Genomic DNA, 12,319 nt, shown 5'->3' on the forward strand with positions numbered 1-12,319 from the left:
TTAATGAAAAAGTTTAAATCTAGGTTTAATGTTTATAAAAAAAGCCCCCTTTCGTTAGTACTCTTTATACTTGTGAACATTGCAGCTATAATTACAATAAGTGCTCTCGTTTTTATAATAGCGTACATTTTAATTAAGGGAGTACCGTATATTACGCCGCAGCTCTTTGCATGGGAGTATACAACCGAGACCCTGTCTTTGATGCCGGCTCTTATAAATACTATTATAATAACGTTTTTATCGCTTCTTATAGCAGCACCCCTGGGTATATTTTCGGCGATATACTTAGTTGAATATGCGCGTCGTGGCAATAGGCTGGTTGGTGTTGTTAGAATAACTGCAGAAACCCTGTCTGGAATTCCATCCATAGTTTACGGGCTTTTGGCCTGTTATTCTTCGTCACTACACTAGGCTGGGGGTATTCTATCTTAGCTGGTGCATTCACACTTTCGATAATGATATTACCGCTTATAATGCGTACTACCGAAGAAGCCTTGAAATCGGTTCCGGACACTTACCGTGAAGGAAGCTTTGGCCTGGAGTGCCGGGCGTTTAAGAACAGTATTCCGTATCGTTTTACCATCTGCAGTTCCGGGGATTCTGGCAGGAATAATCCTCTCCATCGGCAGGATAGTTGGCGAGACGGCGGCACTTATCTATACGGCAGGTACTGTTGCGCAGATAGCAGACAACGCTTTGTCCTCAGGGCGTACTTTATCAGTGCATATGTATGCACTTTCAAATGAAGGCTTATATATAAATCAAGCATATGCCACAGCTGTCGTTTTAATAGTCGTAGTAATTGCGATTAATTCCCTTTCGGCTTACATTGCAAAGAAACTAGTGAAAGGATAATCTTTATGAAAATAATAATAGAAAATTTAGATTTATATTACGGGGATTTTAAAGCGTTAAAAGATGTAAACCTAAAAATCCCTCAAAACGAAATTACAGCATTTATAGGCCCGTCTGGCTGTGGTAAGTCCTCACTTTTAAAGTCTATAAACCGTATGAACGACTTGATTGAGGGATGTAAAATAACAGGAAAGATAATGCTGGACGGAGAAGATATATATAAAGATATAGATATAAACCAATTAAGGAAACGTGTGGGGATGGTGTTTCAAAAGCCTAATCCATTTCCGATGAGCGTATACGATAACATAGCTTTTGGCCCGCGTACCCATGGAATCCACTCAAAAGCAAAGCTCGACGATATCGTTGAAAAATCACTTAAAAATGCAGCGATATGGGATGAGGTAAAAGATCGGCTTAAAAGAAACGCCCTTGGGCTGTCCGGCGGGCAGCAGCAAAGGCTATGTATTGCCCGTGCCCTAGCAGTTGAACCAGAGGTGCTTTTGATGGATGAGCCTACTTCAGCGCTAGATCCCATTTCCACCTCTAAAATAGAAGATCTTGCCGTAGAATTAAAGAAGAATTATACTATTGTCATAGTAACACATAATATGCAAGCAAGCAGCCCGAATTTCAGATAAAACGGCCTTCTTTCTTTTGGGTGAGATTATTGAATACAGTAATACTGAAAAAGATGTTTTCGGCGCCTCAGGATAAGCGCACCGAAGATTATATAACCGGGAGGTTTGGATGATGAGAAATAGATTTGATACTCAGCTCGAACTATTAAATACAGAACTAATTGAAATGGGCGCGCTTTGTGAAAATGCAATAGCCTGTGCCGCCAAAGCTTTAATCGAAAATGATAAAGATTCTATTAATCAAGCTATACAATTAGAAAAGGAAATAGATCAAAAAGAAAGGGAAATAGAAGATCTATGCTTAAACCTGTTGCTTAGGCAGCAGCCAGTAGCACGAGATCTCAGGCTTATTTCCGCCGCGTTAAAGATGATAACAGATATGGAACGTGTAGGGGATCAGGCTGCTGATATTTCAGAAATCGTTACGCTTGCAAATATAGGCTCTTCTGTCAATACAGTTCATATCGCAGATATGTCAGCCGCAACGATAAAGATGATGACCGATAGTATAGATGCATTTGTAAGGCGCGACCTCGAACTTTCAAGAGAAGTTATAGCATACGATGATGTAGTAGACAACCTTTTTAATAAGATAAAGAAAGAACTTATAAGTTTAGTCTCAAAAGATATAAAAAACAGCGAAGCTGTAATAGACTTGCTTATGATAGCAAAATACTTCGAGCGTATAGGAGACCATGCGGTAAATATAGCCGAATGGGTGGAATATTCCATTACCGGCAAACACAAATGGGAGGTTTATAGCGAATGATATACTGCGTAGAAGATGATGCAAGCATCCGGGAACTAATAGTCTATACACTTAAAAATACGGGATATGATGCTGCCGGCATAGAAGACGGGGTAGACCTGTTTAAAAATCTAAAGTCTACGATCCCTGAGCTCATTTTGCTGGATATAATGCTGCCGGGAGAAGATGGTATATCCATTTTAAAACGGCTTAAATCCATCTCGTCGACAAAAGATATACCTATTATACTGGTAACGGCAAAAGGCACTGAATATGATAAGGTTTTGGGCCTAGATTTAGGTGCAGACGACTATATAGCAAAACCTTTTGGTATGATGGAGCTTTTATCGAGGGTCAAGGCAGTCCTCCGCCGTAGTACGTATAAGAGAGAACCCGAAGAAAAAATAGTAGGCAATATTATATTAAATAAGGAAAGACACCTAGTTGAAGTTAATAATGAAAAAATAATGTTGACTTTAAAGGAATTTGAGCTTCTCTCTTACCTGATGGAAAACGAAGGTATAGTCATGACCCGTGACAAACTCCTAACTAAAATCTGGGGATATGATTTTGACGGAGAAACCCGTACAGTAGATGTTCATATTAGAACTTTGCGGCAAAAACTAGGTCCTGCTGGAGATATAATTGAAACAGTCCGTGGAATAGGTTACCGCATAGGAGCAGATACATGAAAAGAAAAATCTTCCGAAGCATGTGTTTAATTGCGTCTTTAACGTTTATACTTACTTCTCTTTTGATTTTTTTCGTCCTTTATGGAGAATTCTATAACAGTATGCGGGATGAAGTCAGAAAAGAAGCGATATACGTTGCAGAAGCAATTAACGGTTCAGGAGAATCTTATCTTTCAAGTATAAAAGATACGACTTTAAGCCGTATAACTTTAATTGCAGCAGACGGAACAGTTCTTTATGAAAGTGATGCCGATGCCTCTAAAATGGAAAACCATCTAACGCGCCCGGAAATTGCATCGGCATTAAAGAATGGAACCGGAGAATCAACACGCCTTTCAAATACTATCGGAAAACAAACCTTTTATTATGCAATACGTTTAGATAATGGAAATGTGATACGTTTAGCAAATACTACTTCAAGCGTGCTAAGCGTTTTTATGCGTTGTATCCCATATTTTCTCATTATAATTTTATTTATGCTCGTTTTAATCATATATTTTTCAAGATGGAGAACCAAAAATATCGTCGCTCCAATAAATCTTATTGATTTAAAAGAGCCTCTTTCAACTGAAACATACGAAGAACTTTCTCCGTTGCTTCTTAAGTTATCAAAACAAAATACCCAAATAGATAATCAGATAGATGAACTTAAAAATCAAAAAACTGAGCTCGACTCCATTGCAGAAAGCATGAACGAAGGGCTCATCATATTGGGTAATAACGGAATCGTGCTCTTAGCCAACAATAGCGCGCTTAAGATTTTTAATGCAAAACCGGATATAGTAATAGGAAAACACGTCTTTAATATAAATAGGAGTATGGCATTCAGGACTATAACTGAACGCGTCTTAAAGTGCGAACCGGCCGAAGCTTTGTTGACATTGAACAGGCATTATTACCAGCTAATGGCCACGCCTATTGAAAAAAACTCAAATGTAACGGGCGCAGTCATTTTGATTTTAGACGTTACCGAAAGAAGCGAAGCCGAGCAGAGGCGTCGTGAATTTACTGCGAATGTCTCTCACGAGCTGAAAACGCCTCTTACAGCCATTTTAGGTTATGCTGAGATAATAAAAGATGGAATAGCAAAACCGGAGGATTACCCCCGTTTTGCCGAGCATATCTATGCAGAAGCAACCCGTCTTATTGCACTTGTAAAAGATATCATTAATCTATCTAAATTAGATGAGGGTGATTTAGATACCGTCCGTGAAACTGTTGATTTGTTTGAATTGTCTAACAAAGTAATAGATACTTTAAAACCATTTGCAGACAGCAAAGGCATTTCCCTTTTGATTTCAGGCGAGCATGCTTTTATAACCGGAGTCAGGCAGATACTATATGAAATAATCTTTAATTTATGTGACAACGCCATCAAATATAATACTATAGATGGCACCGTTAAAATCACGGTTTCAAAAGAAGCCAAAGGAATACTGCTTAAAGTTAAAGATACCGGAATCGGCATTCCGATAGAACACCAAAGCCGTGTATTTGAACGCTTCTATCGTGTGGACAAAAGCCACTCCAAAGAAACCGGCGGAACAGGGCTTGGATTATCGATAGTAAAACACGGAGTTTTATATCATAATGCAAAGATAAAATTACAAAGCGAACCTGGCAACGGTACTGTTTTTGAAATATTGTTCCCTAATTAATATAACCTTTTAAAAGAAAAATAAAGAAAGCCTTTTTGTTAATTGCAGACATATAGCGCTGCTTTAAACAAACTAAGGCTTTCTTTATCTATATTATAATGAGATTTAGGCTTTTTAAACCCTGTTAAATCTTTTAATTAAAAGAGGGCGACGTAAAACCGCCCTCTTTTTAATTATTCTGCTTTTTTCTTTTTCTTAATTATTAAGGCTGTAGCAAAAGCTATAACAGCGACTATTAAAACGGCATACCAAATCCATGTAACTGAATCATCACCCGTTTTAGGGGTATCAGGTTCATCTGTTTCCTCAACAGTAAACACCCACTTTATAACGCCCTTAGTATTTTGATACTCGTCGCCAAGCGAACGAGGGACATCAAGCGTAACATGTAAAGTAGTATCTACCCCAGGACTTACGGTCCCAAGCAAGACGTTATTTACAAGGGTATCCTGCTGGTCTGCAGTAGCCTCAAAAAGTGTAGCATTTGTACTATCTTCACCATTTTCAACTACCTTAAGCGATAGCTGGCTTAAGAAAGAACGATATTGCTCCTCAACAGCCTCTGCTCTTAGATACACCTTAACGACCTTGTCGCCTGTATTTCTTACAATTATCTCCTGCGCAAGTTCATCTCCAGGCATGATATTCTTTAAATTCTGAAACAGGTCAGTAGTCTCAGGTACAAAGACAAAATTCTTTGCCGAGCCTTCATATACAACCAGCGAATCATTATTAGCATAAGCAGTTGTTCCTGTAAACAGAACTAATAGAAATATTGCCACCACGATGATGCGTTTGAGACGATTATATAATCTCATAGCTTTTCATCTTTCATTAAATAATTATTACTTTAAGCTCCGATCTCTCGGAATTAATTTGCCTTATTTAGTAAACTAAACTGTAGGCCAGCCTGTAGCTGTAAGTGCACTTGTACCATTGTTGTCGCTCTGTACTGCATATGCATTTACATCTATGCTGAGTTCTGCGCTTGCATATTCATTTCCAGCGCTTGTGCTGAATGTGTAAGAATCAAATAAGTCTTCTGTTTCATCACCTGGCTGTAATATGCTGTTGTAGTAGTAATATCCGTTGCTGTATGTCCAGTTTGTTGTGTTTAAGTTTAAGCTTATAACATCTGTTGAAAGCTCTTCATCATCAAAAGCAACGTCTAATTTTACACGTACATATGCTGCATCACTGCCTGTGTTCTCAACGCAAACGATCTTTGAACTTGTTGTTCCTGGTACTAAAGTATCTGTAGGATCTACATAAGGTACTTCTTCGCCATCATCAATCATTGTTTCGTTGACCTGAATTTCGATATCACCAGTCGTTATTGTGTTATTTGCTGTATCCTGGCTTGTAAACCAAGCGAGTGTTCCATAACCGACTAATGATATAGCCATAACCGCTAATGCGATTACTAAAATCTTCTTTTTCATATGAGTATCTCTCTTTCAAAATAATTTCTATTATGTTTTAAAAAGCAACCTGCTTTTTTAAGCTTTAATTATTTATAAGCCAACTTATTGCATCTGCCTCAATAGCTTCATATGAATTATTTGCAGATTGCTGAGCATATGCCTGGACTGTTATCTTAGGGTTAGTAAGCGACCTTATCTGAGTACGTGTTACATTTTCATCTATAGTCATCTTAGTAAACAACGCATCAAGAGTAGTATCATTCTCAGATTTTTCAATAATAGCAGGATTTATGCCGTCTGTTGTGTAAACATATATACCATTGGCAGCATCTATTAGTTTCCATGAGCTACTGAAATCAAATTCAGCTATACCGTCTGGAATGCTGTTGGTACATTGCATGAATACATAACAATCCTCGCTATCAGCCTCTATTGTTACTACCGGTTCTTTAGAGATCTCAGCGCCTGGATATATTTTATTTTCATTTTGATCCCAGTTGAGTTCTGTAAGCTTTATCGATATATTGCCAACCTGAAATGTATTAACAACAGGTCCGGTTTCGTCCGTTAGCCAGGCTAACGTACCGCCGAATGTCAATGCTACTAATAAAGCAACCAGCAGCGCAACAATTAATCCTTTCTTCATAATAATTCCTCTTCATCGTTATTTAAACGTTTTTCGCTTAATTATTTATTCCTTGCTTAAGTTTCCGTCACCATCGATTATTACCGGCCAAACTTCCTGTGCTGCTACGGTATCTTCTGCTTGTGTTGCAGAGATTATTACCTGCAGTTCAAATGTTTTTCCATCGTATTCTTCGCTTAAACCTTCGATTACTTTACATTCATCAATTAATATAGGTGAATACTCTCCAGGTTTAATAGGTGTTTTACAATAATAATATCCATCGTCTCCTACAAACCAGTTATTATCATAATCGTTTGGCCAATCTATCGTATAAGTCCCATCAGCTGTCAACGCTGTTCCTTCACCTTGTTCATCGCGCCATATAGGAACTAATGCCACCCTTATATATGCATCAATGTTTCCGGTATTTAAAAACATAACGTCTTCTTTAACATCATCACCATTGGTGAAATTTTCTTCTATGTTAAATGCTACATTGCCTGGAACAAAGGAGTTCACGATAGAATCGGTGCTGTCAATAAACCACGCTATAGTAAACCCGGCTGTACATAAAACTATAGTCAATAATAATATAAATGCTATTACAACTGTACTTCTGTTCCATCTTATTGATAGCCCTTTCATCGTTTCACCTCCTAATTTACAAATTTTTGTATTTTGTATTTGAATATTAAATTTCAATTCAATCTTTTTCTGTGATTAAATCACAGATTCGTTCTTTAGTCCTTTGCATTCTTTCTTATCTTTATCTCTGCTATAAACACAAGTAATATCAAAACGCCTAATATAGTAAGACCGATTATCTTGCCTGCCTGTGTGCTTAAGAACTCTGCTACATATCCCATATATGGAATAGTAAACACGGGCTTTCCAATAAGGTTTTTAAAATTAACCGGCGAACCATCCGCTGATTTATTTGCATCTCCCTTAGTATAAAACTGCTCATTTTCAGTATCAATTTCTACAACCCGGTGAGTTGCAACTACTAAGTTCTCATTAAGTACAAATGTTATTGGATCACCAACTTCAATTTCATCAGGTGTAGATTCTTTAACATATATCAGGCTTCCTACATGATATGTAGGTTCCATAGACCCAGAAAGAACTGTATATGGAGTAAGCCCAACAAAACGTATTCCTATCAGTAACAATGCCATCAACATAATAACTAAAACCAATATAGCAGTTATAATGTTTAATGTTCTAAGTGATCTTTTCTTTTTAATGTCCTTTTTCTTAGTACGCCTTAACTCAGTCTCCATTAATCTGCTCCCAATGCCTTAAATAGATTGATTGCAAAATTGTTTCCTGAGAGCCATTTGTCATTAGAATAAGAATTCTTAAATTCAACCTGGGCATTAGGATTACTGCTGCTAATAGTTACATTTTTAGTTGAACTATCTGCAGTATAGCGCCAAGACCAATCTGTCTGTTCTGTTATCGTATAGTCAGCGGCAACCAAGCCTGTTATAGTTTTGCTTCCGATCCCTTGTATAACTTCATATAATACAGCATCGTTGCCATCAAAATCGATATATTTTATTGCAAACAAGAACGACTGATCTTCTTCAATATTTGTTCCTGTTTTATCTATTGTTATAGTTCCTTTCTTTAAGTTTACTGTAAAGTCATGATCATCCGACGGAGAACCCGCTTTGGTCACGTTACAATAATCTTTGATAGAAACTGTGCCGCTTTGTCTTTGAACTGACACGTCAATATTTACATCAGTATAATTTTTAGGTCTAAATGAGCTGTAATTATCTCCAATATTAGATCCTCTTACAGTTGTAAAATCAATTATAAGGTCAGGAACTGTTCCTTCGGCAGCCGGAGCGATCTGGGTGCACTCCCAAGTTATTTCATCTACAATCGCTGTATTTAAATCAACCGAATCACCATAGAAAACATCTAAATCCTGAAGCGTTATATTTGGCTTATAAACATATACTGTAAAGTTATGGTCATCATTTTCGTGTGCGCTAACAACACTGTATTGACCTTCACTTAAAGTTAAATTTATATCCGTCCGTTTGACAGATGCAATATTTATATTTACAAAGTCAACATCAAGAGGTGAATACTCGTCAGCATTGTTTATAGTTTCTCCACTGCTTGCTAAAACAAAATCATAGCTGATTGAAGGAACGGCCCCATCCGGGTTCTCGATGCCTTCAGTACCACAAGACCATGTTACATTAGTGATCCTGTCGTTTAAGTCAGTTGTATTAGACAAGTATATCGAAGTATCCGAACATGTAAATGTCGGTTTAAACACGTATACATTAGAATTTACTGAAGAAGTCGATGCCGTTGAAGTACCAGTATATATAGGTGTTGCCGTAGCTGTTATAGTATAAAGCGTATTACTCTGAGGAGTTATCATTACCTGGCTGCCGTCAGTTACAGGATTGCCGTTTTCATCAAGCAATGTAAGTGTTGTTTCTCCTGCCGAAACCTTGTATTTAGCAATAACAGTATCGCCCTGCTTTATCTCATAAACTATATCTACATAAGAATTATTGAGCCCGTCAATAGTATATTGGGTGCTTGAACCTAATTTACTATAAACCGGTGCACCGTTTGAATCAGTCTTTATCAAACTTAACGCATCGATGCTGTCTCCTATATAAATGCTTTTATCATTGGCTACAGGTACATAGCTTATAGGTAAATCCACGTCCGGTTCTTCAAACAGACCCAACACCTGGCTTAAATCAGATGTGTAAACACCTGAATCTGATTTATTGGTCAGTACTTTGTTGCCGCCAATAAAATCTTCATTCGGCACAATATCAAACGTGGCGTGTACCACCCTGTCTTCATATCCAGGAGCTACATTACCATTAGAATCAAGGACTACCGGGCTCAATGTAACGCCGCTTACGTCAAGCGTATACGTACCGTCAGTATTTCTCACAACGGATACATCGTCCTGGTATTTAGACGGAGTTACCGTGCAGTCTACAGGATCAGGTATGTAAAACTGTGGTTTCACAGAATCCTTTATAACAGCATCCTCGACTTTATCGCCGATTAATTCGCTTATACTCTCAAAAATTTCATTTAATGCAGTTGGATTGGTCGCCGTCAGATAATAATTATAGTCTGAAGAAACCCTGCTTCCTGTACTATAAACACTTGTAGCATTTGGATAATTAGAAGATGTATAGTTCATAAAGCCATTTGCATTATTGCCTGTCTGGCTGGGATCTGCTCCAGAGAATACGCCGACTGTATAAACTGTTATACCGTCGTCTTTTATGTTTTTGCTTTCTGCTATTGCACTATTTGCAACAGTGGTATCGTATCCGCTGTAACCAGGTGCGCCGTCTGTAAACATAACTACTATACGGTTCCTGTTTTCCCCTTCAGAAAGTGGATCGTTTTCAAATATATTTTCTGCCATATTAAGCCCAAGGTTTGTATAGGTAGCACCTTCTGCATCTAACATATTTATAGCAGAAGCAACGTTTGTCCTTCCGGCTGAAGTGCTTACATCCTGTAACGCATTAGTGTAATTATAAGTTGTAAGATTGTTATATCTTATAGGTGCGCCTGAACCTGTAAGCATCTCTGTATTGTAATAATATCCGCCAACAGTGCTGTAATCGCCAGTACCAGGTCCGCCGTTAGCAAAACCAACTACCGCAATTCGATGATCTACATCATTTTGCTGTGCATTGGTTTGAACAGCGTTGATAAAAATATTAACAGCATCTTTAAGCGCATCTAAATTTGTCATATCCTCAGAAGTATAGAACTGAACATGGGTCGGGTCAGTATCGCTTGAACTAGTCATAGGCACAACGGTTATATTGCTCATGCCGTTATTCACATAATAGTACCAAATTTTTCCTGACCTAGCAGTATAAACCCTTAAATAATTACCATTTATATTTACATAATAGTTAGTTCCGTTTTGTCCGCTCCTGCTTGCTGCAGGAACATCATATGCAGCAACATAGCGCTGTCCAAAGGAATAATCCATACTGCCAGACTGGTCAAGCACCAATACTATGTCTGCCGGCATAGATGTAGTAACTAATTCCCCTATTGCATACGCGTTTAGATTAATGGTTACTGTTCCATCTTCGTTTGCTGTAGCTGACTTATCTAAAACTAGATTACTGTCATTACATGTTACAGTACAATCCAAGCTTTCAAGAGGGCCTGCTTTTGTCATGCTGACGTCTGCGGCGCCTTGCAATTCATTGTCTGCTTGTATAACAGGCGCTACGGAAGCACTATCATCTATCTGTGATCCAGAATCAACGGCAAAAGCATAGACTGAAAAAACGCTCATAAGCAATAAAACGCTTATGACAAAAATAATCGCCTTATCGATTCTGAAGGTATGTGTTTTATTTTTCTTTCTACGACTCATGGTATTCCTGTGACTCATAGCTTTTCTCCATATATATATTTAAAAAATTTTATTCAATAATTTCGTCCGTTAAAAACGCTAAAAACATAAGGTGTTTATTTTTTGTTTATTAAAGCACATATTTCTTATTTAAAAAACACACTTTAATTAAGGTGACAATATCAGTGACTCTATATTTTTCGTGAATAAGGTAACACACATAAACATATAAGGTCAACATCTTTATTTGTCAGTTTTGCAAAGACTTTGTAATCTAGTGTAATTTAATGCGTTTTACAACGATGTGTACATAGCTCTGCTTAAAATGCAATAAGTAATAATAGTATTTAAGCATACAAAGTAACAAGTCAAATACAAACTAATAGATTTAATTAGCGTATATACAGGAAGGTCTTAAGATTAAGATTGGATTGGAATATATAAAGTAAGAGTATTAAATGCTCGTTTTAACTATGATGTAACCTCACAAGCGCGATTTTTGATCTATACTTTAAAAATGCGATTAGAGGAACTCCTCTTTGTTTGCTACATATAGCCTATAAAAATGTATTCTATAAATATATTATAACACTAAACATACTTATAGTATATATTTTTGTCAGTAATAATATAGTATAAATGTAGCGTATTCTGACTATTCAGTTTCTTCTCTGTATAAACATAAAAACAATCCATAAATTTAAAAGCATTTTTATAATATGAATTGTCTCATTTAACTAGGTTGTTTACAGATTTTATCAAGTTCAAAATATTTTGTCAATACCTTTACCCAAAAAATCTGTAAATTTTTACGTATATTATATAAATACTTAACTTTTTATTACCATACAAAAATTTTTTTGTCAATACTTTATAACAAAAATTTAATATTTTTTACCTAAATTTAACAAAATCTCCAGCAAATACCTGGAGATTTTTATTTGGCGTGCCTGAAGGGATTCGAACCCCCGACCTTTTGATTCGTAGTCAAACACTCTATCCAGCTGAGCTACAGGCACATATTAATCAATTTAAATCAGCACATCAACTATATCATATGTAAAAATTTTTTACAATAAAATTTTGCGCTTCAAACCTTCTGAAATTATCCTTATTATTTTTGTGAAAATACTTATGTAATATACATATTTTAAAACCTTTTTATTATCCTTATATAAATATTTAAAAATACCAAAGTGTTTTAAAGCAAGAATATAAAAGGATAGAAAAAAAATTATAATTATGTGAAAACATATATATTGAATTATTTAAAAACAGATACACCA

The 12,319-nt window shown here is 36.6% G+C and carries 9 protein-coding genes, 1 tRNA gene and 2 pseudogenes; 5 read left to right on the forward strand and 7 right to left on the reverse strand.

Annotation, left to right across the window (positions count from 1 at the left end; genetic code table 11):
- Window positions 1-3 precede the first annotated feature (3 nt).
- The 5 genes and pseudogenes from pstA (at window position 4) to R2876_06915 (ending at window position 4,594) form a co-directional block, all read left to right on the forward strand.
- A pseudogene (gene pstA / locus R2876_06895) lies at window positions 4-855 on the forward strand (phosphate ABC transporter permease PstA).
- A gap of 5 nt (window positions 856-860) precedes the next feature.
- Window positions 861-1,609: pseudogene (pstB, locus tag R2876_06900) on the forward strand (phosphate ABC transporter ATP-binding protein PstB).
- Entirely contained in the window at window positions 1,609-2,265 is a 657-nt protein-coding gene (gene phoU / locus R2876_06905) for a phosphate signaling complex protein PhoU (protein ID MEZ4358328.1), read from the forward strand. The pseudogene pstB and the gene phoU overlap by 1 nt, the downstream one beginning before the upstream one ends.
- Window positions 2,262-2,936, forward strand: a complete 675-nt coding sequence (locus R2876_06910; GenBank protein ID MEZ4358329.1) for a response regulator transcription factor — start codon at window positions 2,262-2,264, stop codon at window positions 2,934-2,936. The genes phoU and R2876_06910 overlap by 4 nt, the downstream gene beginning before the upstream one ends.
- Window positions 2,933-4,594: an ATP-binding protein gene (locus tag R2876_06915; GenBank protein MEZ4358330.1), complete on the forward strand. Its 1,662-nt coding sequence runs from the start codon at window positions 2,933-2,935 to the stop codon at window positions 4,592-4,594. Before R2876_06910 ends, R2876_06915 begins: the two co-directional genes overlap by 4 nt.
- Window positions 4,595-4,767: 173 nt before the next feature.
- On the opposite strand, the gene R2876_06920 is transcribed toward R2876_06915, so the two are convergent.
- The 7 genes from R2876_06920 to R2876_06950 form a co-directional block, all read right to left on the reverse strand.
- Window positions 4,768-5,412 (reverse strand): LPXTG cell wall anchor domain-containing protein, encoded by a 645-nt coding sequence (locus R2876_06920; protein MEZ4358331.1) that lies wholly within the window; start codon window positions 5,410-5,412, stop codon window positions 4,768-4,770.
- Between the two features lie 75 nt (window positions 5,413-5,487).
- On the reverse strand, window positions 5,488-6,036 hold the full coding sequence (locus tag R2876_06925) for a TasA family protein (GenBank protein ID MEZ4358332.1): 549 nt from the start codon (window positions 6,034-6,036) through the stop codon (window positions 5,488-5,490).
- 64 nt (window positions 6,037-6,100) lie between these two features.
- The gene (locus tag R2876_06930) at window positions 6,101-6,664 is read right to left on the reverse strand and encodes a hypothetical protein (protein ID MEZ4358333.1); all 564 of its coding nucleotides are present in this window, start codon (window positions 6,662-6,664) and stop codon (window positions 6,101-6,103) included.
- A 45-nt stretch (window positions 6,665-6,709) separates the two neighbouring features.
- The gene (locus tag R2876_06935; protein MEZ4358334.1) at window positions 6,710-7,291 is read right to left on the reverse strand and encodes a hypothetical protein; all 582 of its coding nucleotides are present in this window, start codon (window positions 7,289-7,291) and stop codon (window positions 6,710-6,712) included.
- A 95-nt stretch (window positions 7,292-7,386) separates the two neighbouring features.
- Window positions 7,387-7,929 (reverse strand): signal peptidase I, encoded by a 543-nt coding sequence (locus R2876_06940; protein ID MEZ4358335.1) that lies wholly within the window; start codon window positions 7,927-7,929, stop codon window positions 7,387-7,389.
- Window positions 7,929-11,072 (reverse strand): VWA domain-containing protein, encoded by a 3,144-nt coding sequence (locus R2876_06945; GenBank protein ID MEZ4358336.1) that lies wholly within the window; start codon window positions 11,070-11,072, stop codon window positions 7,929-7,931. The genes R2876_06940 and R2876_06945 overlap by 1 nt, the downstream gene beginning before the upstream one ends.
- Window positions 11,073-11,975: 903 nt before the next feature.
- A tRNA-Arg gene (locus R2876_06950) sits at window positions 11,976-12,052 on the reverse strand.
- Between the last annotated feature and the right edge of the window lie 267 nt (window positions 12,053-12,319).

The organism is Eubacteriales bacterium (assembly GCA_041390245.1).
Classification (GTDB): Bacteria; Bacillota; Clostridia; order Christensenellales; family JAWKQI01; genus JAWKQI01.

Coding starts and splice junctions, on each gene's coding strand:
- R2876_06910 (MEZ4358329.1), top strand. CDS start 2,262: ATGATATACTGCGTAGAAGATGATGCAAGCATCCGGGAACTAATAGTC.
- R2876_06930 (MEZ4358333.1), bottom strand. CDS start 6,664: ATGAAGAAAGGATTAATTGTTGCGCTGCTGGTTGCTTTATTAGTAGCA.
- phoU (MEZ4358328.1), top strand. CDS start 1,609: ATGAGAAATAGATTTGATACTCAGCTCGAACTATTAAATACAGAACTA.
- R2876_06925 (MEZ4358332.1), bottom strand. CDS start 6,036: ATGAAAAAGAAGATTTTAGTAATCGCATTAGCGGTTATGGCTATATCA.
- R2876_06940 (MEZ4358335.1), bottom strand. CDS start 7,929: ATGGAGACTGAGTTAAGGCGTACTAAGAAAAAGGACATTAAAAAGAAA.
- R2876_06935 (MEZ4358334.1), bottom strand. CDS start 7,291: ATGAAAGGGCTATCAATAAGATGGAACAGAAGTACAGTTGTAATAGCA.
- R2876_06920 (MEZ4358331.1), bottom strand. CDS start 5,412: ATGAGATTATATAATCGTCTCAAACGCATCATCGTGGTGGCAATATTT.
- R2876_06915 (MEZ4358330.1), top strand. CDS start 2,933: ATGAAAAGAAAAATCTTCCGAAGCATGTGTTTAATTGCGTCTTTAACG.
- R2876_06945 (MEZ4358336.1), bottom strand. CDS start 11,072: ATGAGTCACAGGAATACCATGAGTCGTAGAAAGAAAAATAAAACACAT.